Annotated in this window: 24 protein-coding genes and 1 tRNA gene; 15 read left to right on the forward strand and 10 right to left on the reverse strand. The window is 58.6% G+C overall.

Annotated elements, in window-relative coordinates; translation table 11 throughout:
* The first annotated feature begins 124 nt into the window (after positions 1 to 124).
* The 3 genes from N7D90_RS23090 to N7D90_RS23100 are packed head-to-tail and all read left to right on the forward strand — an operon-like array spanning position 125 to position 3,547.
* Positions 125 to 1,411: a murein hydrolase activator EnvC family protein gene (locus N7D90_RS23090; protein ID WP_261740142.1), complete on the forward strand. Its 1,287-nt coding sequence runs from the start codon at positions 125 to 127 to the stop codon at positions 1,409 to 1,411.
* A gap of 35 nt (positions 1,412 to 1,446) precedes the next feature.
* Positions 1,447 to 2,763 carry a S41 family peptidase gene (locus tag N7D90_RS23095; RefSeq protein WP_261740143.1) on the forward strand — a complete coding sequence of 439 codons (1,317 nt, stop codon included), beginning with the start codon at positions 1,447 to 1,449 and terminating at the stop codon, positions 2,761 to 2,763.
* A 1-nt stretch (position 2,764) separates the two neighbouring features.
* Entirely contained in the window at positions 2,765 to 3,547 is a 783-nt protein-coding gene (locus tag N7D90_RS23100) for a divergent polysaccharide deacetylase family protein (protein ID WP_261740144.1), read from the forward strand.
* 186 nt (positions 3,548 to 3,733) lie between these two features.
* Here N7D90_RS23100 and N7D90_RS23105 read toward each other — a convergent pair whose 3' ends face one another.
* The 7 genes from N7D90_RS23105 to N7D90_RS23135 all read right to left on the reverse strand — a co-directional run bounded on the left by N7D90_RS23105 (position 3,734) and on the right by N7D90_RS23135 (position 9,514).
* On the reverse strand, positions 3,734 to 4,489 hold the full coding sequence (locus N7D90_RS23105) for a substrate-binding periplasmic protein (protein WP_261740145.1): 756 nt from the start codon (positions 4,487 to 4,489) through the stop codon (positions 3,734 to 3,736).
* A 72-nt stretch (positions 4,490 to 4,561) separates the two neighbouring features.
* Positions 4,562 to 5,332 (reverse strand): imidazole glycerol phosphate synthase subunit HisF, encoded by a 771-nt coding sequence (hisF, locus tag N7D90_RS23110; RefSeq protein WP_261740146.1) that lies wholly within the window; start codon positions 5,330 to 5,332, stop codon positions 4,562 to 4,564.
* Positions 5,333 to 5,342: 10 nt separating this feature from the next.
* Positions 5,343 to 6,080: a 1-(5-phosphoribosyl)-5-[(5-phosphoribosylamino)methylideneamino]imidazole-4-carboxamide isomerase gene (gene hisA / locus N7D90_RS23115; protein WP_088378464.1), complete on the reverse strand. Its 738-nt coding sequence runs from the start codon at positions 6,078 to 6,080 to the stop codon at positions 5,343 to 5,345.
* Between the two features lie 39 nt (positions 6,081 to 6,119).
* The gene (locus N7D90_RS23120) at positions 6,120 to 6,377 is read right to left on the reverse strand and encodes a DUF2164 domain-containing protein (protein WP_261740147.1); all 258 of its coding nucleotides are present in this window, start codon (positions 6,375 to 6,377) and stop codon (positions 6,120 to 6,122) included.
* Positions 6,377 to 7,015 (reverse strand): imidazole glycerol phosphate synthase subunit HisH, encoded by a 639-nt coding sequence (gene hisH / locus N7D90_RS23125; protein WP_261740148.1) that lies wholly within the window; start codon positions 7,013 to 7,015, stop codon positions 6,377 to 6,379. Before hisH ends, N7D90_RS23120 begins: the two co-directional genes overlap by 1 nt.
* Positions 7,015 to 7,608 (reverse strand): imidazoleglycerol-phosphate dehydratase HisB, encoded by a 594-nt coding sequence (hisB, locus tag N7D90_RS23130; protein WP_003438561.1) that lies wholly within the window; start codon positions 7,606 to 7,608, stop codon positions 7,015 to 7,017. The genes hisH and hisB overlap by 1 nt, the downstream gene beginning before the upstream one ends.
* A gap of 244 nt (positions 7,609 to 7,852) precedes the next feature.
* Positions 7,853 to 9,514, reverse strand: coding sequence for an OFA family MFS transporter (locus tag N7D90_RS23135; protein ID WP_261740149.1), 1,662 nt, complete (start codon positions 9,512 to 9,514; stop codon positions 7,853 to 7,855).
* A gap of 294 nt (positions 9,515 to 9,808) precedes the next feature.
* On the opposite strand from N7D90_RS23135, the gene N7D90_RS23140 reads away from it, so the two are divergent.
* From N7D90_RS23140 to N7D90_RS23165, 6 genes are all read left to right on the forward strand, one after another.
* Positions 9,809 to 12,016, forward strand: coding sequence for an AsmA family protein (locus N7D90_RS23140; protein ID WP_261740150.1), 2,208 nt, complete (start codon positions 9,809 to 9,811; stop codon positions 12,014 to 12,016).
* Positions 12,013 to 13,080: an A/G-specific adenine glycosylase gene (gene mutY / locus N7D90_RS23145; protein ID WP_261740151.1), complete on the forward strand. Its 1,068-nt coding sequence runs from the start codon at positions 12,013 to 12,015 to the stop codon at positions 13,078 to 13,080. Before N7D90_RS23140 ends, mutY begins: the two co-directional genes overlap by 4 nt.
* Complete coding sequence (locus N7D90_RS23150) at positions 13,077 to 13,349, forward strand: oxidative damage protection protein (RefSeq protein WP_261740152.1); 273 nt, start codon at positions 13,077 to 13,079, stop codon at positions 13,347 to 13,349. The genes mutY and N7D90_RS23150 overlap by 4 nt, the downstream gene beginning before the upstream one ends.
* A gap of 104 nt (positions 13,350 to 13,453) precedes the next feature.
* Positions 13,454 to 13,529: transfer RNA gene (locus tag N7D90_RS23155), tRNA-Phe, on the forward strand.
* Between the two features lie 164 nt (positions 13,530 to 13,693).
* Entirely contained in the window at positions 13,694 to 14,164 is a 471-nt protein-coding gene (locus N7D90_RS23160; RefSeq protein ID WP_261740153.1) for a hypothetical protein, read from the forward strand.
* A 59-nt stretch (positions 14,165 to 14,223) separates the two neighbouring features.
* Positions 14,224 to 15,084 (forward strand): alpha/beta fold hydrolase, encoded by an 861-nt coding sequence (locus N7D90_RS23165; protein WP_410012342.1) that lies wholly within the window; start codon positions 14,224 to 14,226, stop codon positions 15,082 to 15,084.
* 152 nt (positions 15,085 to 15,236) lie between these two features.
* On the opposite strand, the gene N7D90_RS23170 is transcribed toward N7D90_RS23165, so the two are convergent.
* Positions 15,237 to 15,482, reverse strand: a complete 246-nt coding sequence (locus N7D90_RS23170) for a DUF1272 domain-containing protein (RefSeq protein ID WP_261740154.1) — start codon at positions 15,480 to 15,482, stop codon at positions 15,237 to 15,239.
* 128 nt (positions 15,483 to 15,610) lie between these two features.
* Between N7D90_RS23170 and N7D90_RS23175 the strand changes: the two genes are divergently transcribed.
* The gene (locus N7D90_RS23175; RefSeq protein ID WP_261740155.1) at positions 15,611 to 16,660 is read left to right on the forward strand and encodes a YhcG family protein; all 1,050 of its coding nucleotides are present in this window, start codon (positions 15,611 to 15,613) and stop codon (positions 16,658 to 16,660) included.
* Between the two features lie 78 nt (positions 16,661 to 16,738).
* Here the strand turns inward: N7D90_RS23175 and gabP are convergent, their stop codons facing one another.
* Entirely contained in the window at positions 16,739 to 18,130 is a 1,392-nt protein-coding gene (gabP, locus tag N7D90_RS23180; RefSeq protein ID WP_261740156.1) for a GABA permease, read from the reverse strand.
* Between the two features lie 543 nt (positions 18,131 to 18,673).
* Between gabP and N7D90_RS23185 the strand changes: the two genes are divergently transcribed.
* Genes N7D90_RS23185 through N7D90_RS23205 form a run of 5 tightly spaced genes read left to right on the forward strand, consistent with a single transcriptional unit; the run spans position 18,674 to position 22,844 of the window.
* On the forward strand, positions 18,674 to 19,447 hold the full coding sequence (locus tag N7D90_RS23185) for an ABC transporter ATP-binding protein (RefSeq protein ID WP_261740157.1): 774 nt from the start codon (positions 18,674 to 18,676) through the stop codon (positions 19,445 to 19,447).
* A gap of 13 nt (positions 19,448 to 19,460) precedes the next feature.
* Positions 19,461 to 20,216 carry an ABC transporter substrate-binding protein gene (locus tag N7D90_RS23190; protein ID WP_261740158.1) on the forward strand — a complete coding sequence of 252 codons (756 nt, stop codon included), beginning with the start codon at positions 19,461 to 19,463 and terminating at the stop codon, positions 20,214 to 20,216.
* Between the two features lie 57 nt (positions 20,217 to 20,273).
* Complete coding sequence (locus N7D90_RS23195; RefSeq protein ID WP_261740159.1) at positions 20,274 to 20,966, forward strand: ABC transporter permease; 693 nt, start codon at positions 20,274 to 20,276, stop codon at positions 20,964 to 20,966.
* Entirely contained in the window at positions 20,966 to 21,655 is a 690-nt protein-coding gene (locus N7D90_RS23200) for an ABC transporter permease (protein WP_261740160.1), read from the forward strand. The genes N7D90_RS23195 and N7D90_RS23200 overlap by 1 nt, the downstream gene beginning before the upstream one ends.
* The gene (locus N7D90_RS23205; RefSeq protein ID WP_261740161.1) at positions 21,636 to 22,844 is read left to right on the forward strand and encodes an SAM-dependent methyltransferase; all 1,209 of its coding nucleotides are present in this window, start codon (positions 21,636 to 21,638) and stop codon (positions 22,842 to 22,844) included. The genes N7D90_RS23200 and N7D90_RS23205 overlap by 20 nt, the downstream gene beginning before the upstream one ends.
* Before the next feature lie 33 nt (positions 22,845 to 22,877).
* Here N7D90_RS23205 and uraH read toward each other — a convergent pair whose 3' ends face one another.
* A complete protein-coding gene (gene uraH / locus N7D90_RS23210) occupies positions 22,878 to 23,288 on the reverse strand; it encodes a hydroxyisourate hydrolase (RefSeq protein ID WP_261740162.1) in 411 nt (136 codons plus the stop codon).
* Positions 23,289 to 23,296 lie beyond the last annotated feature (8 nt).

Consider the following 23,296-nt stretch of genomic DNA (forward strand, 5'->3'; position numbering starts at 1 on the left):
TTCGCGAGCGGGCTCGCTCCCACAGGGGCCGGCCGTTTCATCACAATTTCACCTTCATCCATTTCTTATAGGTGACGAGGGCGGGCATACTAGGCCGTCCCGTTCCCCAGGTGTCGCCCGCCCCATGCTTCGCGCCCTTATAGCCCTGACCTTCGCATGCCTGCTCCAACCGGCGTTTGCCGACGAGCGCGCGCAAACCCAACAGCAGCTGGACGCCACGCGCCAGGATATCGGCGAGCTGAAAAAGCTCCTCGGCAAGCTCCAGGAAGAAAAATCCGGCGTGCAGAAAGACCTGCGCGGCACCGAAACCGAAATCGGCAAACTGGAGAAGCAGGTAGAAACCCTGCAACAAGAACTAAAAAAGAGTGAAGGCGAGCTGCTGCGCCTCGATAGCGAGAAAAAAAAACTCCACAGCGCAAAACTTGAACAGCAACGCCTGATCGCCATTCAGGCCCGTGCCGCCTATCAGGGTGGCCGGCAGGAATACCTGAAACTGCTGCTCAACCAGCAAAATCCCGAGAAGTTCGCCCGAACCCTCACCTATTACGATTACCTGAGCCAGGCTCGTCTGGAGCAGCTCAAGGGTTTCAACGAAACCCTGCGCCAACTGGCCAATGTCGAAGCCGATATCAACCTGCAACAGGCGCAACTGCTGACCCAAAAAAGCAGCCTGGAGACCCAGCGCGCAGAACTCGACAAAGTGCGCGCAGAGCGCCAGCAAGTACTGGCCAAGCTTAATACCGACGTAAAAGACCGCGATCAAAAGTTGCAAGCCCGCGAGCAGGATCAGGCCGATCTGGCTAAAGTCCTCAAGACCATCGAGGAAACCCTTGCCCGTCAGGCCCGCGAAGCCGAAGAGGCGCGCCAGAAAGCCTTGATCGCGCAGCAGGAAGCCGAGAAAAAACGCCAGCGCGAGGCTGAATCGGTTGTTACCGACGCCCCGCGCAAAGCGGTCAAATCAACACCCGGCGCACTGGTGTCGAGTGCCGGTGCTTCTTACGGCGGTGTTTTTTCTCAAGCCCGGGGCAAACTTCCGTGGCCAGTTGATGGTCGATTGCTTGCCCGCTTCGGTGAAACCCGTGGCGACGATTCGCGCACCAAGTGGGACGGCGTGATGATCAGCGCCGCCGCTGGCAGTCAGGTTCACGCCGTACATGGCGGTCGCGTGGTGTTTGCCGACTGGCTGCGTGGCGCAGGCCAGCTGGTAATTCTGGATCACGGTAATGGTTACTTAAGCTTGTATGGCCACAATCAGACGTTGCTCAAGTCGGCCGGAGATATCGTCAAGGCCGGCGAAGTAATTTCCACCGTGGGCAACAGCGGCGGTCAAGCCACGCCAGCACTGTATTTTGCTATTCGTCAGCAGGGGCGCCCAAGCGATCCTGCACAATGGTGTCGCACTCAGGGATGAGTCCATCACCTTTAATACGTAGGAGTTCGCTCAACATGCCGCATTTGTCCCGCCTCAACTCGCTGGCCCTGACGATCGCTCTGGTGATCGGCTCGCCGATGGCATTTGCTGCCGAGCCGAGCATTCAGCCAGCAGGTGCCGCAGCCAGTACCAAGGCTCCGCTGCCCCTGGAAGAGCTGCGCACATTTGCCGAGGTCATGGACCGGATCAAGGCTGCGTATGTTGAACCCGTAGACGATAAAACCCTGCTCGAGAATGCCATCAAAGGCATGCTCAGCAACCTCGATCCGCACTCCGCGTACCTGGGCCCCGAAGATTTCGCCGAGCTGCAGGAAAGCACCAGCGGCGAGTTTGGCGGGCTAGGTATCGAGGTCGGTTCCGAAGACGGCAATATCAAAATCGTCTCACCGATCGACGACACCCCTGCGAGCAAGGCCGGTATTCAGGCGGGCGACTTTATCGTCAAGATCAATGGTCAGCCCACCCGTGGCCTGAGCATGACCGAAGCCGTGGATAAAATGCGCGGCAAGATCGGCCAAAAAATCACCCTGACCCTGGTGCGCAATGGCGGCACGCCGTTTGACGTGACCCTGACCCGCGCCAATATTCAGGTAAAAAGCGTCAAGGCCCAGTTGCTTGAAGACGGCTACGGCTATATCCGCATCACCCAGTTCCAGGTCAAGACCGGCGAAGAAGTCGCCTCTGCACTGTCAAAACTGCGCAGAGAAAACGGCAACAAGCGCCTCAAGGGCATCATCCTCGACCTGCGTAACAACCCGGGTGGCGTGCTGCAATCGGCGGTAGAAGTGGTCGATCACTTCATCACCAAAGGCCTGATCGTCTACACCAAGGGCCGTATCGCCAACTCCGAGCTGCGCTTCTCGGCAACCGGCAAAGACCTGAGCGAGAACGTACCTTTGGTGGTGCTGATCAACGGCGGCAGCGCTTCGGCGTCCGAGATCGTCGCCGGTGCCCTGCAGGATCAAAAACGCGGCGTGGTGATGGGCACGACCAGCTTCGGTAAAGGCTCGGTGCAAACCGTGCTGCCACTGAACAATGACCGTGCGCTGAAAATCACCACAGCGTTGTACTTCACCCCGAACGGGCGCTCGATTCAGGCCCAGGGCATTGTTCCGGACATCGAAGTCAGCCGCGCCAAGATCACCCGCGAGCAAGACACCGAGTACTACAAAGAAGCCGACCTGCAAGGTCACCTGGGCAATGGCAATGGCGGTGCTGACAAACCCACCGGCTCCAACCCTAAAGCCAAGCCCATGCCGCAGGACGATGACTTCCAGCTGAGCCAGGCCCTGAGCCTGCTTAAAGGCTTGAGCATCACACGCGGCAACTGAGGTGCGTCTGTCTCTGGCTTTCGCCCTGCTCTGCTGCCTGACCGGTGCCGCCCATGCGGCCCCGGCTGGCACACCCGCCACGCCACACAAGGCTTATCTGAGCCTGATCATTGATGACCTTGGGCAAAACCTGCCACGCGACCGCCGCGTGCTGGCCTTGCCCGGCCCGGTCACCACCGCCGTGATGCCCGACACGCCCCACGCGGCCGAATTCGCTCGCGAAGCCCACAAGGCAGGCAAAATCGTCATCCTGCATATGCCGATGGACCCGGCCACCGGGCCTTTTGCCTGGCATCCGGACTTGCCCATGGAGGAACTTGAAAAGCGCCTCAACGCCGCGTTCAAGGCCGTGCCCTACACCAGTGGTATCAACAACCATATGGGCAGCCGCATGACATCCCAGCCGCAGGCGATGGCCTGGCTGATGGGTAATTTGCAGCAGCGCCACAAGTTCTTTGTCGACAGTCGCACCAGCGCGCAGACGGTTGCCGCAGCCGAGGCGCAAAAGATCGGCCTGGCCAGCGTCTCACGCGATGTGTTTCTCGATGACGTGCGCACCGAGCAGGCGATCACCAAACAACTGGAAACCGCGATCAAGCTGGCGCACAAACAAGGCTCAGCCGTAATGATCGGCCATCCCTACCCACAGACTCTGGCGGTGCTGGAGCGCGAGTTGCCAAAGCTCAAGGCCCAGGGCATCGACTGGATTGATATCAAACAAATGATCGGCGTGCGCAGCAACAAGGCAATGGCCGGGCATGGGAAGGATGGGGTTTACCGCTGACTGCTGCGCTGTACGTCAATTTCGTAGCAGCTGCCGAAGGAACGAGTCTGCGTTCGGTTGCGCAGCAGCCGCAAAACCAAGCACTGCGGTGGCTCACATAAATCTCGGATTCAGCATTTACGGGCGCTGCGCACCCGAACGCAGCCTCGTTCCTTCGGCAGCTGCTACAGGGTTTTAGTGCGTTTTTTACAGATACTTCGCACGGATCTTCTCGACCACACCCTCAGCCTTTAACTGGTCCAGTGCCTTCTGCAACTTGTTCACCACCTCGTCCGGTACATCCTTGTTCAACGCCAAAAACAGTTCGGCCTGATTAAAACGCAACACCGTCTTGAACCCGGAAATTCCCACCTGACGCGCCAAAAACTGCCCCGCGGGAGCACCCGTGGCCCACAAGTCGATTTGCCCAGCCTGCAACTTGCGGGCGTTGTCCTGATCGCGCAACACAATCACCGGCGCCAGCCCCTGCTTTTCCAGGGACAAGGCAATAGCGTCGCCTTTGTAAGCTCCCACCCGGTATTGGCGGGCCTGCTCCAGCGAGGTCAGGGTAATCGGGCTATCCCCTCGAGCCAGCAACACCCAGTCATCCGGGCCAATCGGCCCGACCCACTTGAACAGCGTTTCACGCTCGGGCACGCGAGCTGTGACAAACACGCCGTAGCCGGGGTTTTCGAGGGCAAGGTGATAGATACGCTCCCAAGGGAAACGCAAGGTCATGCTGTAGGGGATGTCGGCACGTTTAAAGGTTTCGCGCAGGATATCGACGGCGATACCTTCAATATTTTCGTTTTGCGCGAAATTTTTGCCGTTTTTGGCCATGTTGTAAGGCGGGAAGTTTTCAGTCAGCAACACTATCGATGAATGCGATGCATCAACCGCAGAAGCGGTACTCGCCAGCCACAGAGTGGAACCGGCGAGAACGAGCAAAAAGCGTTTAAACATGACAGGCGACCTAAATCCATGGCGTGCTCAAGAGTGCCGTGGGCACGCCATGCTGTCCAGTAGCCTTTGGCCTTAACGGACCACGATCCCGCGCTCAGCCATGTACGCCTTGGCCTCTGGCACGGTGTATTCGCCAAAGTGGAAAATACTCGCCGCCAGTACCGCACTGGCGTGACCTTCGATAATGCCGTCGGCCAGATGCTGCAAGTTGCCAACACCCCCCGAGGCAATCACCGGAATGCCCAGCGCATCGCTGATGGCACGGGTCACGCCCAGGTCGAAACCATTCTTCATGCCGTCCTGGTCCATGCTGGTCAGCAAAATCTCGCCAGCCCCCAGACCTTCCATCTTCATCGCCCACTCGACTGCATCGAGCCCGGTAGGCTTGCGCCCGCCATGAGTGAAGATTTCCCAACGCGGGGTCTCGCCCGGCTGTGAGACTTTTTTCGCATCAATCGCCACCACGATGCACTGCGAACCAAAATGCTGCGCCGCTTCACCCACAAACTCCGGGTTAAACACCGCTGCAGTATTGATCGAGACTTTGTCCGCACCAGCATTGAGCAGGTTGCGGATGTCCTGGATGCAGCGCACGCCACCGCCCACGGTCAGCGGGATAAACACCTGGCTGGCCATGCGCTCGACGGTATGCAACGTGGTGTCGCGGCCATCGACGCTGGCAGTGATGTCGAGAAAGGTAATCTCGTCAGCACCCTGCTCGTCGTAGCGACGGGCGATTTCTACCGGGTCGCCAGCATCGCGAATGTTCTCGAATTTGACGCCCTTTACAACCCGGCCGTTATCCACGTCCAGGCAAGGGATGATGCGTTTGGCCAGCGCCATGGGTCTCTCCTCAGGCCTTGTAGCTGTCGCAGAAGGCTTGCGCCTCGGCCACATCCAGCGTGCCTTCATAGATTGCACGGCCGGTGATGGCGCCCACGATGCCCGGAGCCTTGGCGTCCATCAGGGCTTTGATATCACCCAGATTGTGGATGCCGCCCGAAGCGATCACCGGGATGCTGGTCGCAGCGGCCAGCGCAGCGGTGTAGCTCACGTTGCAGCCCTGCATCATGCCGTCTTTGGCGATGTCGGTATAAACGATGGCCGACACGCCGTCTGCTTCAAAACGCTTGGCCAGGTCGATGACCTGTACGGTGCTGACTTCAGCCCAGCCGTCGGTGGCGACGAAACCGTCTTTGGCGTCCATGCCGACAATGATCTTGCCGGGGAATGCACGGCACGCCTCAGCCACGAACTCGGGGTTCTTCACCGCTTTGGTGCCCAGAATCACGTAGCTAACGCCCGCCTTGACGTAATGCTCGATGGTTTCCAGCGAGCGAATACCGCCGCCGATCTGGATCGGCAGATGCGGGTACAGCTTGGCAATCGCCGTAACCACTTCGCCGTTGACCGGCTGGCCTTCAAAGGCGCCGTTCAGGTCGACCAGATGCAGACGGCGGCAACCGCCCTCTACCCATTTGGCAGCCATGCTCACCGGGTCATCGGAGAACACCGTGGAGTCTTCCATACGGCCTTGGCGCAGACGTACACAAGCACCGTCTTTAAGATCGATAGCGGGAATAATCAGCATATGGCAAACCTTCAAATTCGGGAGTCTGAGACTCGGAAATCAGTTCTTCTCGAGCGCCCACAAGTCGCTTTCGATGCTCTCGAACCTCTCTTTGAGGTGCGTCTGCACATCGAAAATCGCGCGATTGTAGTAATGCGGCGCGATTTCGCGGGTGAACAGCTCAAGGATTTCAGCCGCTTCGAATGAACCCAGGTCCAGTTCGAAGCGGTCTTCCATAAAGCGTTTGATCTTGCTGTTGGCTTCGTTCTCTTGCTCGGGGGTGAGCGTGAGAATCGGCGGCTTCTTGCGAGGCGCCATTACCAGCGACCATCCCAGGCCACGAAGTTTTCCAGCAACTGCAAGCCGTGGGTATGGCTTTTTTCCGGGTGGAACTGCACCGCGAAGCGCGAGCCCTCGGCCAGCGCTGCGGCAAAATCGACGCCGTAATGCCCGCCCCCCACCACCTGGCGAGGATTGCCCGCCGCAATGTAGTAGCTGTGTACAAAGTAGAAACGCGCAAGGTCGGGGATGCCGTGCCACAGCGGATGATCGACTTTTTGCTGCACCTCGTTCCAGCCCATGTGCGGCACCTTGAGGTGCTCGCCGTCTTCATGCAGATCCTTGCCGAAGAACTTGACGGCGCCGGGGAACAGGCCGATGCAATCAACGCCACCGTTCTCTTCACTGCTGTCGAGCAAGGCTTGCATGCCCACGCAGATACCGAGGAACGGACGGTCCTGGCTGACTTCACGCACCAGCGAGTCGAAACCCAGTCGACGGATTTCCGCCATGCAGTCGCGAATCGCGCCCACACCCGGAAACACCACGCGATCTGCTTCGCGAATCACGTTGGCGTCGCTGGTAATCAGCACCCGACCGGCGCCCACGTGCTCCAGCGCCTTGGCTACCGAGTGCAGGTTACCCATGCCGTAATCGATTACCGCCACTGTCTGCATCAGAGCACGCCCTTGGTCGATGGCATTTGCCCGGCCATACGCTCATCCAGCGCAACCGCCATACGCAACGCGCGGCCAAAAGCCTTGAACACGGTTTCGATCTGGTGGTGGGTGTTGGTGCCGCGCAGGTTGTCGATGTGCAGGCTGACGTTGGCGTGGTTGACGAAACCCTGGAAGAACTCCTGGAACAGGTCAACGTCAAAGCCGCCTACCGTGGCGCGGGTGTAAGGCACATGCATTTGCAGGCCTGGACGACCGGAAAAGTCGATAACCACACGCGACAGCGCTTCATCCAGCGGGACGTAGGCGTGACCGTAACGGGTCATGCCTTTTTTATCGCCGACAGCCTGGCTGAAGGCTTTACCCAAGGTAATGCCAACATCCTCGACGGTATGGTGATCGTCGATATGCAGGTCGCCTTTGCACTCGATGTCCAGGTCGATCAACCCATGTCGGGCGATCTGGTCGAGCATGTGCTCAAGAAAAGGAACACCGATATCAAATCGGGCCTTACCGGTACCATCCAAGTTGATCGAGGCTTTAATCTGGGTTTCCAGAGTATCGCGCTCGACTGACGCCTTACGTTCGGCCATCACCAGCTCCGCAAAATCATTGGGCGAAAAAGGTGACCATTATAGGCACGGGTCTGGCAAACAGAAACATTAAGGGTGATGTGGCTGACGGAGTGAAGGCTACTGCGGATTTTGTAGCCGCTGCCGAAGGCTGCGATAAGGCCCGAAGGGCCTTCCTGCAAGCTTGCAAACGCGAGCCCTGCGGGCTCGATCGCAGCCTTCGGCAGCGGCTACAAGGGCGCCACAGGACGTGGCGCCCTCTGGATCAATGAAACAACACCGCCGTCTTCTGCACCGTCACCCACACGCCCCACAGCAATGGAATACCCACGGCCAGCCAGGCCGCGATAACCAGTGGCTGGCTGCCTGGCGCAGCTTTCCACTCCAGCGAAGTGCTTGCGTCCGCGCCCTTGTCATGGCCCAGCGCCTGTTCGGCCGCCAGTTCGGCATCGGTCATGAAGTACTTGTCGGCCACCGGACGCACCAGCAAGTTGCAGATAAAGCCCAGCACCAGCAGCCCTGCGAGGATGTACAAGGTGATGTCGTAGGCCGCCGCACGTTCAACCCCGATGCTCAGCTGATACTCGCGCAAGTAGTTGACCAGCACCGGCCCCAGCACGCCCGCAGCCGCCCAGGCCGTCAGCAAACGACCATGAATCGCACCGACCATCTGGGTACCGAACAGGTCTGCCAGATAGGCGGGTACCGTGGCAAAGCCGCCGCCGTACATCGACAAGATGATGCAGAACGCCGCCACGAACAGGGACACGTTGCCCAGATGACCAAGGTTCGGAATCATCGCGTACAACGCAAAGCCCAACGCGAAAAACACGAAGTAGGTATTTTTACGTCCCAGGTAGTCCGAGAACGACGCCCAGAAGAATCGCCCGCCAATGTTGAACAGGCTCAACAGTCCGGTAAAGCCCGCTGCAATCGCCGCAATTTGCGCCAATTGCGCTGCATCCAGCTGGCTGAATGTCAGGTCATTGCCCAGCAACTTGCCCGCAAACACTTCCTGCAACAATGGCGACGCCATGCCCAGAATGCCGATACCGGCCGATACGTTAAGGCACAGCACCAGCCACACCAGCGCAAACTGCGGGGTTTTCCAGGCCACACTCACGTGCACGTGGCGTTGGGTGATCATCGCGTTCGCAGCTTTTTTCGCCGGAGCAGTCCAGCCCTCAGGCTTCCAGCCGGTCGGTGGCACGCGGTACGACAACGCGCCGCCGATCATGAACACGAAGTAAATCGCCGCCATCGCCACAAAGCTCTGCCACACGCCCACGCCGTCCGGCCCGGCAAAATGGTTCATCAGTGCTGCAGCCAGCGGTGCGCCGACCATTGCACCACCACCAAAGCCCATGATCGCCATGCCCGTGGCCATGCCGCGTTTGTCCGGGAACCACTTGATCAACGTCGACACCGGCGAGATATAGCCCAAGCCCAGCCCGATACCGCCGATAACCCCCGAGCCCAACCACATCAGCCAGATCTGGTGGGTATAAATGCCCAACGCGGAAATCAGCAAACCGCCACACCAGCACAGTGCCGACACCACACCGGCCTTGCGCGGCCCGGCATGCTCAAGCCAGCCGCCCCACACCGCTGCCGAGCAACCGAGGAAGATAAAAAACAGGGTATAGATCCAGCCGAGCATCGAGATCGGCCAATCGCATTGCGATGAAAACACTTGCGCGATAAAGCTCATGTCCGGTGCGCAAGCCACAGGCGCCGTCACGCCCAAGGCTTTGGACAGCGGCAACCAAAACACCGAGAAGCCATAGGCCATGCCGATGCACAGGTGAATGGCCAATGCGGCTGGCGGGACCAGCCAACGATTGAAGCCGGGTTTGGCAATGATGCGCTCCTTGGACAGGAACGCCGGTTGTGAGGCAAGACTGCCCGCAACGCTGCTGGTACTCATAGATGTTTCCCCCAGGTAATGAAGAGGTTCCCGGACGCGCTCAACCCCCGACTTTGGCGCCTTGCGGCACACAGTCATTTTTGTCGGGCCAAGTTCATGCGCGACAATACGTCGCAGAAGGTCGGAAAACCACGCGCAGATTACCATCTGAACGCAGACGAATGCCCAAGCTGATACGGTCTAAAAGAAGCAAATTGATCCGTAACTATCCAACCCCAGTCCGCCTGCGCGTGGCGCTATACTCTGCGGCTAAATTTAAAACTCCCCTTCACTCAGACTTACAAGGACTCGCCCATGAAAGCGTTCGGCAAAATCCTGGGTCTGGTGCTTCTCGGATTGTTGCTGATCATCGTGGCCCTGGGTTTCGCCCTGAGCCATCTGTTCGATCCCAACGACTATAAAGACGAGATCCGCCAGATAGCCCGTGACAAAGCCCACATTGAGCTGACCCTCAATGGCGACATCGGCTGGAGCCTCTTTCCCTGGCTAGGCCTGGAGCTGCACGACGCCAGCGTCGCAACCCTCGCAGCGCCGACCCAGCCTTTTGCCGACCTGCAAATGCTCGGTCTGTCCGTGCGCGTACTGCCGCTGCTGCGCAAAGAAGTGCAAATGAGCGATGTTCGTGTCGAAGGCCTGAACCTGCGCCTCACTCGCGACAAGGACGGTCACGGCAACTGGCAGGACATCGGCAAGCCAGCATCCGACACCGCGACGACCGCCAGCACCGAGCCAGCACCGACCAGCAAACCGGACAGCGTCAGCCAACCGCTCAAGCTCGATATCGACAGCCTGACCGTGAACAATGCGCGGGTTGAGTACAACGACGAGCAAAGCGGCAAGCAATTCAGCGCCGAAAGTATCCAGCTGAGCACCGGCCCGGTTCACGAAGCCACCAGCATCCCGGTCAAACTGACCGCCTTTCTGGGCACCAACCAGCCCGTGATGCGGGTCAAAACCGAAGTCGACGGCAAACTGCGTTTTGACCGAGTGCTCAAGCGCTATCAGCTTGAAGACATGAAAGTCACGGGCGAAGCCTCGGGTGAGCCGCTGCAAGGCAAAACCATGACTTTCGCGGCGCAGGGGCAAATTCTGGTTGATCTGGCTGCCAACGTCGCCGAATGGAGCAGTTTGAAGATTTCCGCCAACCAGCTGCGGGCCCTGGGTGAACTCAAGGTCAATAACCTGGACACCACCGCGCAAATCAGCGGCGGCGTATCGATTGCCCAGCTCGATCTGGCCAGATTTCTCGACAGCATCGGCCACCCGCTGCCTGCAATGGCACCCGAGAGCCTGAGCAAAGTCGAACTGGTCAGCCGCCTGTCTGGCACACCGACCAGCCTGACCTTTGACGACCTCAACCTGAAAGTCGACGACAGCACCTTTACCGGGCGCATTGCCATTGAGGACTTCGCCAAACAGGCCGTGCGTGTCCAGCTTAAAGGCGACACGTTCAACGCTGATCGCTACCTGCCGCCTAAATCAGCCGAAGCCAACGGCGCCAGTGCCGCTCGCCAGGCCGAAGTACAAGGCAGCGAAGCCGACGCACTGGCCGCATCGGGTGACACTCCACTGCCCAATGCACCGACCAAAAGCGGCTGGAGCACGACCAAGATCATTCCTGTTACCCGCCTCAAGGCGCTCGACCTGAATGCCGATATCAGCTTTGGTCAACTGACCCTGACCCAACTGCCGATCCAGAATGCTGCGCTCAAGGCCAACAGCAAAGATGGCTTGCTCACCCTCGAAAACCTGAGCGGCAACCTCTACAAAGGTAACTTTGCGGCCAACGGCAGCCTGGACGTGCGGCCCATGCTGCCACTGGCCAAGCTGCAGACCCGCATCACCAATGTTCCAGTCGAAAAAATCCTGCAAAGCCAAGGTCAAAAACCGCCCGTTACCGGCCTGCTGACTCTCAACAGCAACGTCACGGGCAGCGGCAATAGCCAGCGCGCGCTGATTTCCAGCCTCAACGGCACCGCCAACTTTGCCCTCAGCAACGGCGTGCTGCTCAATGCCAACCTCGAACAGCAGTTGTGCAAGGGCATCTCCACCCTCAATCGCAAAACCCTGAGCGGCGCCCCGCTGGCCAAGGACACTCCCTTCAAGGAGCTCAAGGGCAGCCTGGTGTTTCGTAACGGCGTGGCCAGCAACCCCGACATGATCGTGCGCATGCCCGGCCTGAGCGTAAAAGGCGATGGCGACATCGACCTGCGCGTACTGGGCATGGACTACCGCATTGGTATCACCATCGAAGGCGATACCCGCGCCATGCCGGACCCGGCGTGCCAAGTCGGCAAGAACTTTGTCGGCATCGAGCTGCCATTGCGTTGCCGTGGCCCGCTGGAGCTTGGCGCCAAGGCCTGCCGCCTGGATAAAGAGGGCCTGGGCAAGGTGGCCGCCAAAGTGGCGGGCAACAAGCTCAGCGACAAACTTGAAGAGAAACTCGGCGACAAAGTCAGCCCTGAGCTCAAAAACGCTCTCAAGGGGCTGTTCAACCGATGAGAGACGAGCAATTTTCAACGGCGGTTCTGGACTGGTATGACCGCCACGGCCGCCACGACCTGCCCTGGCAACAGGGCATCACCCCGTACCGGGTGTGGGTCTCGGAAATCATGTTGCAGCAAACCCAGGTCAGCACTGTGCTGAACTACTTCGACCGATTCATGGCCTCGCTGCCAACGGTCGAAGCCCTGGCTGCGGCACCGGAAGACGAAGTGCTGCACCTGTGGACCGGCCTCGGCTACTACACCCGTGCACGCAATTTGCAAAAAACCGCCAAAATCGTCGTCGCCGAACATGACGGCGAATTCCCCCGTGATGTCGAAAAACTGGTCGAGCTGCCCGGCATCGGTTTATCCACAGCCGGGGCGATTGCGAGCCTGAGCATGGGCCTGCGCGCACCGATCCTCGACGGCAACGTCAAACGGGTGCTGGCGCGCTATACCGCGCAAGAGGGCTACCCCGGCGAACCCAAGGTCGCCAAACAGCTATGGGCCACCGCTGAGCGCTTCACCCCCCATGACCGGGTCAACGCCTACACCCAGGCAATGATGGACATGGGCGCCACGCTCTGCACACGCAGCAAGCCCAGCTGCCTGCTGTGCCCGCTCGAAAGCGGCTGTGAAGCCCACCTGCTGGGCCTGGAGACGCGTTACCCGATCCCCAAACCGCGCAAAACCATCCCGCAAAAACGCACGTTAATGCCGATGCTGGCTAACGCCGAGGGCGCTATCCTGCTTTACCGTCGCCCTTCGACCGGTTTGTGGGGCGGACTGTGGAGCCTGCCCGAGCTGGATGACCTGCAAGACATCGAGCATCTGGCGCTACAACACTCGCTGACCCTGGGCGCGCAACACGAATTGCCAGGCCTGACCCATACCTTTAGCCATTTCCAACTGGCCATCGAACCTTGGCTGATCCACGTCAATTCGTGCGGCCATCACGTGGCCGAGCCCGACTGGCTCTGGTATAACCTCGCCACCCCGCCGCGCCTGGGCCTTGCCGCCCCGGTCAAGAAGCTGCTCAAACGCGCAGCCGACCTATTGAACGCTGGAGAGTCGTCATGACCCGCACCATCATCTGCCGCAAGTACAAAGAAGAACTGCCTGCCCTTGAACGCGCTCCGTTTCCGGGCACCAAAGGCCAGGACATTTTCGAGCACGTTTCGGCCAAGGCCTGGGCTGACTGGCAAAAACACCAGACTTTGCTGATCAACGAAAAGCGCTTGAACATGATGAACGCTGAAGATCGAAAATATTTGCAGGGCGAAATGGACAAGTTCTTCAGCGGCGAAGAATACGCACAAGCTGAAGGCTACGTTCCGCCGACCGAATAAACCCCGGATTTAAAGGGTTTGGTCTGTAAGCGACGGTAATAATTAAATATTTTTCAAAAAAGTGTTTGACGAGTTATCGAAAAAGGCTTCTAATGCGCCCCGTTGCCCAGATAGCTCAGTCGGTAGAGCAGGGGATTGAAAATCCCCGTGTCGGCGGTTCGATTCCGTCTCTGGGCACCACATTCAGTTTTGATGTGGTGTTTACACAACATCAAAACAACGAAAAACCCGCCTAGTGCGGGTTTTTTTTTGGCCGTGATTTATACCCGGTGGCGCCACCTCTCTTGGCGATTGCAAAGAGATAGGGTTCAATCCTCTCCTCAGCCTGCAAAGGACACACATTCATGTCATCGCCAAAAAAACAGCAAAAGAACGCGCAGCGGGCCAAAACCAAAGCTAAACAGAACCGCGTCGGCAAACCGGCCAAAGCCTCGGCTGACGCACTGATCGACAGTCCGTTCGATGATGTGAAAATCGATCTCAGCACGTTCAACTTCCAGGACATTCTCGACAACGGCTTTGACCCGGCCGATTACGATGATCTGTTCCAGGTCATGAAAGGCGCCGAAGCCATCAACCTGCAAACCATGTGCGCGGTATTCCTGCAGTACCCGGTACTGGAACTGGTGATCTCGGAAGAGGAAGAAGAACCGGCGACCGACTTCCTGATGGGCCTGCTGATCGAATACCGCATCGCGGTACATGGCGACGATGAAGACAGCGCCGTGGCCTGGATCGAAACCCCGGCATTCCAGAAGGCCTACGTCGAAGCTTCTCGCCTGTTGCAGGAACGCAATACCCGGAGCACACACTGACCGTAGCCCTGATCGAACCTGTCAGCCGGGCATTCACCGAACCCGCTGCTGACGGTTACCTGCTGGGCGGTTTTGAGTGGCGCCAGCGCACACCCGACAGTACGCGTGCCGTGGTGGTGGTCAGCGCCGCCACCTCGGTGCGCTGTCAGTACTATTCAAGGTTCGCCGAATACCTGTTCAGCCACGGCCTGGACGTGATGCTGTTCGACTATCGCGGCATCGGCACCTCACGCATAGGCTCGTTGCGCGGCTTTGAAGCCAGCTGGTCGGACTGGGGGGCGCTGGACACTGAAGCCATCCTCAAGCGCGCCCAGCGCGAATACCCCGGCCAGCCGGTCGATGTAGTCGGCCACAGCTTTGGCGGCTGTGCAGCGGGCCTGGCGGCCTCCGGGCAGGCGATTCGCCATCTGGTGACAGTGGGTGCGCAATTTGCCCACTGGCGCGACTACGCGCCAGCACAGCGCTGGCAGATGCTCGCCAAATGGCACGGGGTCATGCCGTTGCTGACTCGCGTCTGCGGCTACTTCCCCGGCAAGCGCCTGGGCTGGCTCGAAGACACCCCGGCGGGCGTGGTCAGGGACTGGAGCGCCTTCAGCACGCGCTACGAGAAGCTCCCCAGCGCACGCGGCCTTGCCGCCCTGCCCTTTTCTTGCGTTACGGCCAAAACCCTCGCCATCAGCTTTAGCGATGATCCTTTTGGCACCGTGGCGGCAATCGAGCGCTTGCTGAGTTACTTCAGCGCCAGCTCACGCACGCACCTGCGCATTCAACCGCAAGATATCAACGAAGCAGCCATAGGCCATTTCGCGTTTTTTCACAGCCGCTTTCAAAGCAGCTTGTGGCCGATTGCCTTGCAGTGGTTGCAGAGCGGGGAATTGGTGAGTGATGTGCCGGGGCGGGTTATCACCCCCGGACAATAACTCGTAGCCGCTGAGGAGCGCAGCAAGGCTGCGATCGACTGCGCAGCAGTCGCAAAACCATGCAGCTCGACGTTTCAGATAAACGCTGATACACGGGCTTACGATCGCTTCGCAATCAATCGCAGCCTCGTGCCTCGACAGCGGCTACAACCTCAACACGCAGTACAGCCCTGCGGCTTGAAAATCCGCTCAGTCGACGGCGGGTTATTCGCCAGTTTATTGGCCGGCCGACGTGGTCGCACCAACAGCTCACCCCCGCAATTAGGACAAAGACCGCCCAGGTTCTGCTCCGTACAGGTTGCGCAAAAGGTGCACTCGAATGAGCAAATCCGTGCTTGCGCAGAATCAGGTGGCAAGTCGCAATCGCAGCATTCGCAACTAGGGCGTAATTCGAGCATGAACACCTCACATAAGACCGGTAATTTTCATCTTTACATTTAAGACGCTTCCCGCAAAAAACCAACTGCCAATACAAAATGGCAATGACATCCTCATTAGTTCCTCTGGCTAATGCGCGGCAAAAACAATGAACCCTCCGCTACCCGCCAACACCCACGATTCAAATCTGGCTCCCCTGCTCACCTCCTTGGGCGATCTGATCCGCCAGGCCCGGCAAAAAGCCTTGCGCCTGGTAGATACATTGCAAGTGCAAACCTGCTGGAACATGGGCCGACATATCATCGAGTACGAACAGGCCGGGGCTGCTCGGGCCACTTATGGCAAGCAGCTGCTTTCAACACTGGCCAAATCTCTGACACAAGAATTCGGGAAAGGCTTTGATACCTCCAACCTTCGCTACATGCGGCTTTTCTATCAGGCATTTCCAAAATGTGACGCACTGCGTCACGAATTGAGCTGGACCCACTACCGCACCCTGTTACGGGTCGAAAAAGACAGTGCGCGCCAGTGGTACATGAACGAAGCTGCCACATTGAACTGGTCGACCCGCGCCCTTGAGCGGCAAATCGGGACGCTGTATTACGAACGCCTGCTGGTCAGCCAGGATCGTCCTGCGATCATTCAGGAAGCCGCAGCCAATGTACTTCCCCTGAACAAAAGCCCGCGCGAGTTTGTACGCGACCCTGTACTGCTGGAGTTTTTGGGCATGCCGACGGTTGCGGGGCTTTTCGAGACGGGGCTGGAACAGGCGCTGATCGATCATCTGCAAGGGTTCTTGCTGGAGCTGGGCAAAGGCTTCGCCTTCGTTGCCCGCCAACAGCGCATCAGCACCGAAAGCAAAGACTTCTATGTGGACCTGGTGTTCTACAACTACCTGCTCAAGTGCTTTGTAATTTTCGACCTCAAACGCGGTGAGCTGACGCATCAGGACATCGGCCAGATGGACATGTACATACGCCTGTACGACGACCTCAAGCGCGGCCCCGAAGACTGCCCCACCGTGGGCATCATTCTGTGCGCGCAGAAAGATGCCTCGGTGGTGCGCTACTCGGTGCTGCATGGAAACGAGCAATTGTTCGCCAGTAAATACACATTGGTTCTGCCCACCGAGGAAGAACTGCGCGCCGAACTCGACCGCGAGCAAGCGCTGGTCGAAGCCTCACACCCTCAGCGCTGATGCCACCCACAAAAAAGGCCGCCATCCCCGAGGATGGCGGCCTTGCTTGTGTATTCAACCGCGAGAGCCGTCCTGGCCTCAGTTGAGTACCGTTGCCCCCAGTTTCTCAATGCGTCGACGACGTGCCACTAACAGGCCTGCCGCCACCACCAGAATGCTCAGCAAACCGGTAGCCATGATTTCAACACGGTGCGCTTCCTGGAACAGCATGATGGTCAAAATGGCCACGATAAATACGATCACCGCCCAGGTCAGGCCCGGGAACAGCCACATTTTGAACGAGATGTTCTCGCCCAAAGCCATACGCTTTTGACGCATGCGCAGTTGCGACACGGCAATCACCAGGTACACCAGCAACGCAATGGCGCCAGAGCTGGCCAGCAGGAACTCGAACACTGCAGCCGGAGCCACGTAGTTGGCGAATACCGCCACAAAAGCTGCGCCGGTAGACATCATCACCGCCCAGTAAGGCGTGCCAGAGGCGTTGGTGCGCTTGGCCGCAGCCGGTGCGTCGCCGCGCTTGCTCAGGGAGTACAGCATCCGTGAGGAAGTGTAGAGCGCCGAGTTCAAGCAGCTGGTTACCGCGATCAATACGACGATATCAACGATCAGCTTGGCATTCGGGATGCCCATGCGGTCGAGTACGGTCTGGTAGGAGCCGAACTGGGCCAGAGCCGGGTCGTTCCACGGCACCAGGGCCACAACGATGAAAATCGACACCAGGTAGAACAAGCCAATCCGCCAGATCACCGAGTTGGTAGCCTTGGTGATTTGCTTGCTTGGGTCTTTGGATTCCGCCGCCGCGATGGTGACGATTTCAGTACCCATGAACGAGAACATGGTGGTCAACATGGCCGCCAACACCGCGCCCATGCCGTTGGGCATAAAGCCGATGGTGTCTGACAGATGCGCGACGCCACTGACCTGACTGGTAGGCAGAAAGCCGAAAATCGCCAGCAGACCCAAAATGATAAAGCCAATAATCGCCAGCACTTTGACCAACGCAAACCAGAACTCGAACTCGCCGTAGTTCTTGACGCTGAACAAGTTGGTGGCCGTCAGTAACAGGGTGATGACCAGGGTAAAGACCCAGATCGCCGTGCCGGGGAACCAGGCATGCAGGATCGTGCCGGCAGCGACAGCTTCCAGTGGGATAACCAGTACCCAGAACCACCAGTACAGCCAGCCGATGGTGAAACCGGCCCAATGCCCGATGGCACGGTCGGCGTAGGTGGAGAACGAACCGGTGTCAGGAGATGCGACGGCCATTTCGGCCAGCATGCGCATCACCAACACCACCAACGTACCAGCGGCGGCGTAAGCCAGCAGTACAGCGGGACCCGCTTGTGCAATCGCGTGTCCTGAGCCGACAAACAAACCGGCGCCGATAACACCGGCAATCGACAGCATGGTCACATGCCGTGGCTTTAGCCCTTGTTCCAGACCGTTAGAGGATTGCGTATTGCTCATTGGGACTACCTTTCATTGAAGCCATTCCGAGCACCCGCGTTGACTTTCGTAAAAAGTAACCAACGGGGCGTTTAGAATCCTTTACGCAATAAATGAGCCAGAATGTGACAAGTGCACGGTTTTCGCGGCCTGCAACGATTCCTGCCCCCAACTGCAACCTATTGAGAGTAATGGCTTTTTGCCAATTCGTTACCGTAACACTCAGTTACATGGGTCTCAGCGCACCAAAAATACCCAAAATTGCCCATATAGCCCAAAAGCGGTGCGCATCTTTAACCTTTAGTAGGTTCGCGCTTCCAACACCGGGCCAAAGCTGGCAACATCGCGACCTTTTTTAAGCGACACCTGTCTGGCCGAACGGCGAAATACAGGGTCGGTTGTTGTCGGCGCGACACTCTGCTGTAGCGATGCGACAAACTGCCACCCTCGCGTCTTTTGTGTCTTCAGGGCGGCTGGTTGCCTCTGCAACCCTATGCTAGCTTGGCCTGCGCCAGGAAGGCCGCCCAACAGCAGGATCGCACCCGAACACAATGAGGAACGCACATGGCTTTGGCCACGCCCGCGCTTGAAATCCGCAACTTGCACAAACGCTACGGCGAGCTTGAGGTACTTAAAGGTATCTCGCTGACCGCACGCGACGGCGACGTGATCTCGATCCTGGGCTCTTCCGGTTCCGGCAAGTCCACCCTGCTGCGCTGCATCAACCTTCTGGAAAACCCCCATGAAGGCCAGATCGTGGTCGCCGGGGAAGAGCTCAAACTCAAGAAAGCCAAAAATGGCGAACTGGTCGCGGCCGACGGCAAGCAGATCAATCGCATGCGCAGTGAACTGGGTTTTGTATTTCAAAACTTTAACCTGTGGCCGCACATGACCATCCTCGACAACATTATCGAGGCCCCGCGTAGGGTTCTGGGGCAGAGCAAAGCCGAAGCAATCGAAGTTGCCGAAGCACTGCTGGCCAAGGTCGGCATTGGCGAAAAGCGTCATGCCTATCCATCCGAATTGTCCGGCGGCCAGCAGCAACGTGCAGCGATTGCCCGCACGCTGGCCATGCAACCCAAAGTCATTCTGTTCGATGAACCGACATCGGCACTTGACCCGGAAATGGTTCAAGAAGTACTTAGTGTGATCCGCGCGCTCGCCGAAGAAGGTCGCACTATGCTGTTGGTCACCCACGAGATGGGCTTTGCCCGTCAGGTGTCCACCGAAGTAGTGTTTTTGCATCAGGGCCTGATCGAAGAGCAAGGGTCGCCAGAACAGGTGTTCGACAACCCGGTTTCGGCGCGCTGTAAACAATTCATGTCCAGCAACCGCTAACGGAGCAACACGAATGCAGAACTATAAAAAGCTTCTCCTGGCCGCTGCCGCCACACTGGTTTTCAGCGCCAACGCCCTGGCTGTTGATAAGTACAAAGTCGGGATTGAAGGTGCTTACCCACCATTCAATAACAAAAACGCCAGTGGTGAAGTTGTGGGCTTCGACCCCGACATAGCGATGGCCCTGTGCGCCAAGATGAAAGCCGAGTGTGAAATCGTCACCTCCGATTGGGACGGCATCATCCCGGCACTGAACGCCAAAAAGTACGATTTCATCGTGTCGTCGCTGTCGATCACGGACGAACGCAAGCAAGCGGTCGATTTCACCGACCCGTACTACTCCAACAAGCAGCAGTTCATCGCACCGAAAAAAGTCGATTTCAAAACCGACCTCGCGTCCCTCAAGGGCAAGGCCCTGGGCACCCAGCGTTCAACTCAAGCTGCAACCTGGCTGGACGATAACCTGGGCACCGACGCGACCATCTCCTTGTACGACACCCAGGAAAACGCCTACCTCGACCTGACTTCGGGCCGTGTAGACGCCTTGCTGGCTGACAAGTATGCCAACTACGACTGGCTGAAAAGCCCGGCTGGCCAGGCATACGAGTTCAAGGGTGAGCCGGTCAACGAAGACGACAAAGTCGGCATCGCTCTGCGTAAAGGCGACAACGAACTGCGCGCCAAGCTGAACCTGGCCCTCAAGCAAATCGTTGAAGACGGCACGTACAAGAAGATCAACGACAAGTACTTCCCGTTCAGCATCTACTGACCTGCCTGACTGGTGCGCCCACGGGCGCACCAGTCCCTAGCAAAGCCTGCCTACCCCATGACTATCGATCTATACGGATTCGGCCCGGCGCTTGCCGCTGGCGCGCTGATGACCGTCAAGCTGGCACTTACTGCGCTGTGTCTGGGCCTGGTGCTCGGATTGCTCGGTGCCTTGGCCAAAACATCCCCCTACAAACCGCTTAGATGGTTGGGCGGCGCCTATTCGACCCTGGTTCGCGGCGTGCCCGAACTGCTCTGGGTGTTGCTGATTTACTTCGGCAGCGTGAATCTGGTGCGCGCCATCGGCGAACACATCGGCATGCCCGAACTCACCCTCAGTGCCTTCGCTGCAGGCGTGCTCGCTTTGGGCCTGTGCTTTGGTGCCTATGCCACCGAAGTGTTTCGCGGCGCCATTCTGGCCATCCCCAAAGGCCACCGCGAAGCGGGCATGGCACTGGGCTTGTCCAAACCGCGGATTTTCACCCGGCTGGTGCTGCCGCAAATGTGGCGTATCGCCCTGCCCGGCCTGGGCAACCTGTTCATGATCCTGATGAAAGATACCGCACTGGTGTCGGTAATCGGTCTGGAAGAAATCATGCGTCAGGCGCAAAACGCCGTGACCTTCGCCAAACACCCGTTCACCTTCTACATGGTGGCAGCCGTGATGTACCTGGGCCTGACCGTATTGGCCATGGGCACCATGCACGTGCTTGAAAAACGCGCAGCGCGCGGCTTCGTGAGGAGGACGTAATGGAGTGGGAAGTAATCCTCAAATGGCTGCCCAAGCTGATGCAGGGCGCAACCCTGACCCTGGAGCTGACCGCAATCTCGGTGATCGCCGGTCTGATCGTGGCTATTCCGCTGGGCATCGCCCGCTCATCCAAACTCTGGTATGTGCGTTCGCTGCCTTACGCCTATATCTTTTTCTTCCGTGGTACGCCGCTGCTGATCCAGCTGTTTCTGGTCTATTACGGTCTGGCTCAGTTCGATCTGGTACGTGAAAGCGCGTTGTGGCCGTACCTGCGTAGCCCGTTCTGGTGCGCAATCATCACCATGACCCTGCACACGGCCGCGTACATTGCCGAGATCCTGCGTGGTGCGATTCAGGCCATCCCGCCGGGTGAAATCGAGGCAGCACGGGCCCTGGGCATGTCGCGTTTCAAAACCCTGGTGCATATCGTCCTGCCGCGGGCCACGCGTATCGGCCTGCCGGCTTACAGCAACGAAGTGATCCTGATGCTCAAGGCCAGCTCGCTGGCGAGTACCGTGACCCTGCTGGAACTGACCGGCATGACCCGCACCATCATTGCTCGCAACTACCTGACGGTGGATATGTTCCTGACCGCAGGCGCGATCTACCTGATCATGTCGTTTGTGCTGATCCAGGGGTTCAAACTGCTGGAGCGCTGGTTGCGCGTCGATGCCTGCCAAGGGCGCTGACCTGCTCGCCCGCTTTGAGGCGCTGGACCGGTTTCTGCTCGACCACCAGCACCTCTGGCGCCCACGGCCCTTCACTGCGCTGAATGTGCCGTGGGAAGCGCAACACCCCGAACTGGCGCAGTGGTTGCGCCAGCGCTCGCTACAAGACGCCGAAGCCAGCCACAACCAGCCTCAACACTTGCCCGCCCCCGCGCCGTTCCCTGAGCTGGCGGCGACCTCGCTCGCTCTGAGCGCGGTTAACCGTCTGCCCACCCAAGCCATTGCCCCCGTTGCCCAGCGCTTGCAGGTGGATGTGCCGGGGCGTAAATGGCAACAAATCGAAGCCTTCGCCCAGAGCCTGACATTCAAGCAAAAACCCACGCACTGGCTGGACTGGTGCGCAGGCAAAGGCCATTTAGGTCGTCGACTTATGAGCGCTGGAGAGCAACTGACCTGTCTGGAGTACGACCCGGCACTGATCGAGTCCGGCCAGCAACTCAGCCAGCGCCATCACTTGCCAGCACACCATATTCAACAAGACGTGCTCGCCCCCGAAGCCGCCTTGCAGCTCACGGCCCAGATGACACCCGTGGCGCTGCATGCTTGTGGCGACTTGCATGTGCGCCTGCTGCAACTGGCCAGCGCGGCGGGTTGTGCACAACTTGCCGTGTCGCCCTGCTGCTACAACCGCATCGGCGGGTCGCACTATCAGGCCTTATCCACGGCCGCCAAGGCGTCCGGCTTGCAGCTGTCGCTGGACGACCTGGGCCTGCCCATGAGCGAAACCGTCACTGCAGGCACCCGCGTACGGCGCCAGCGTGACGAGTCGATGGCACGGCGTTTGGGTTTTGATCTGTGGCAGCGCCAGCACCGTCAGTGTGATGAATACTTATCCACACCCTCGTTGCCCGGCACCTGGCTGAACAAGCCGTTTGCCGAATACTGCGCAGATCTGGCAGCACTGAAGAACTTATCCACAAGCGGCGACGAAGACTGGCCGGCACTGCAAGCCGCAGGCTGGGAACGGCTGGCGCAAGTGCGCAATCTTGAATTGGTGCGCGGGCTGTTCCGGCGCCCGCTGGAGGTGTGGCTGGTGCTGGATCGGGCGCTGTATCTGGAGGAAAACGGTTATGAGGTACAGGTCGGCGAGTTCTGTGACAACCACCTGACCCCGCGCAACCTGATGCTGCTGGCGCAGCGTTGTGGATAAGTCTCTCGCCCCCTGTGGGAGCTGGCTTGTAGCCTACGAGCCGCGATACGTCGAGAAGCCATAAGGGCTGAGCAGCAACGGAATGTGGTAATGCTGGTCCACATTTTTCACTTCAAAAATCACCGGAATTTCCGGAAAGAAGGTCTCATGGCCCGTTTTCTTGAAGTACTCACCGGTTTTGAACACCACACGATACTCACCCGCCTCAAACGCTTGCTTGGCCGGGAACAGCTCGCCGATACGCCCCTGCTCGTTGGTCACGCCCTGTGCCAGCGGCTGCCAGTCTTTACCCACATGCTTTTCCAGCGTCACGTTGACACCCGGCGATGGCAGACCATTTTCAAGGTTGAGCACATGCACGCTCAAAGGGTTACCCGCTGCCAATGCCAGGCTCGACAGGCCGCTCAGGCTCAAAGCCGCCAATGTCATTCGTAGAGTTTTCATGATTAATC

Source organism: Pseudomonas fragi (assembly GCF_025426255.1).
GTDB classification, from domain to species: Bacteria; Pseudomonadota; Gammaproteobacteria; order Pseudomonadales; family Pseudomonadaceae; genus Aquipseudomonas; species Aquipseudomonas kulmbachensis.

Coding starts and splice junctions, on each gene's coding strand:
- N7D90_RS23090 (WP_261740142.1), top strand. CDS start 125: ATGCTTCGCGCCCTTATAGCCCTGACCTTCGCATGCCTGCTCCAACCG.
- N7D90_RS23095 (WP_261740143.1), top strand. CDS start 1,447: ATGCCGCATTTGTCCCGCCTCAACTCGCTGGCCCTGACGATCGCTCTG.
- N7D90_RS23105 (WP_261740145.1), bottom strand. CDS start 4,489: ATGTTTAAACGCTTTTTGCTCGTTCTCGCCGGTTCCACTCTGTGGCTG.
- hisF (WP_261740146.1), bottom strand. CDS start 5,332: ATGGCGCTGGCCAAACGCATCATCCCTTGCCTGGACGTGGATAACGGC.
- hisA (WP_088378464.1), bottom strand. CDS start 6,080: ATGCTGATTATTCCCGCTATCGATCTTAAAGACGGTGCTTGTGTACGT.
- N7D90_RS23120 (WP_261740147.1), bottom strand. CDS start 6,377: ATGGCGCCTCGCAAGAAGCCGCCGATTCTCACGCTCACCCCCGAGCAA.
- hisH (WP_261740148.1), bottom strand. CDS start 7,015: ATGCAGACAGTGGCGGTAATCGATTACGGCATGGGTAACCTGCACTCG.
- hisB (WP_003438561.1), bottom strand. CDS start 7,608: ATGGCCGAACGTAAGGCGTCAGTCGAGCGCGATACTCTGGAAACCCAG.
- N7D90_RS23135 (WP_261740149.1), bottom strand. CDS start 9,514: ATGAGTACCAGCAGCGTTGCGGGCAGTCTTGCCTCACAACCGGCGTTC.
- N7D90_RS23140 (WP_261740150.1), top strand. CDS start 9,809: ATGAAAGCGTTCGGCAAAATCCTGGGTCTGGTGCTTCTCGGATTGTTG.
- mutY (WP_261740151.1), top strand. CDS start 12,013: ATGAGAGACGAGCAATTTTCAACGGCGGTTCTGGACTGGTATGACCGC.
- N7D90_RS23150 (WP_261740152.1), top strand. CDS start 13,077: ATGACCCGCACCATCATCTGCCGCAAGTACAAAGAAGAACTGCCTGCC.
- N7D90_RS23160 (WP_261740153.1), top strand. CDS start 13,694: ATGTCATCGCCAAAAAAACAGCAAAAGAACGCGCAGCGGGCCAAAACC.
- N7D90_RS23170 (WP_261740154.1), bottom strand. CDS start 15,482: ATGCTCGAATTACGCCCTAGTTGCGAATGCTGCGATTGCGACTTGCCA.
- N7D90_RS23175 (WP_261740155.1), top strand. CDS start 15,611: ATGAACCCTCCGCTACCCGCCAACACCCACGATTCAAATCTGGCTCCC.
- gabP (WP_261740156.1), bottom strand. CDS start 18,130: ATGAGCAATACGCAATCCTCTAACGGTCTGGAACAAGGGCTAAAGCCA.
- N7D90_RS23185 (WP_261740157.1), top strand. CDS start 18,674: ATGGCTTTGGCCACGCCCGCGCTTGAAATCCGCAACTTGCACAAACGC.
- N7D90_RS23190 (WP_261740158.1), top strand. CDS start 19,461: ATGCAGAACTATAAAAAGCTTCTCCTGGCCGCTGCCGCCACACTGGTT.
- N7D90_RS23195 (WP_261740159.1), top strand. CDS start 20,274: ATGACTATCGATCTATACGGATTCGGCCCGGCGCTTGCCGCTGGCGCG.
- N7D90_RS23200 (WP_261740160.1), top strand. CDS start 20,966: ATGGAGTGGGAAGTAATCCTCAAATGGCTGCCCAAGCTGATGCAGGGC.
- N7D90_RS23205 (WP_261740161.1), top strand. CDS start 21,636: ATGCCTGCCAAGGGCGCTGACCTGCTCGCCCGCTTTGAGGCGCTGGAC.
- uraH (WP_261740162.1), bottom strand. CDS start 23,288: ATGAAAACTCTACGAATGACATTGGCGGCTTTGAGCCTGAGCGGCCTG.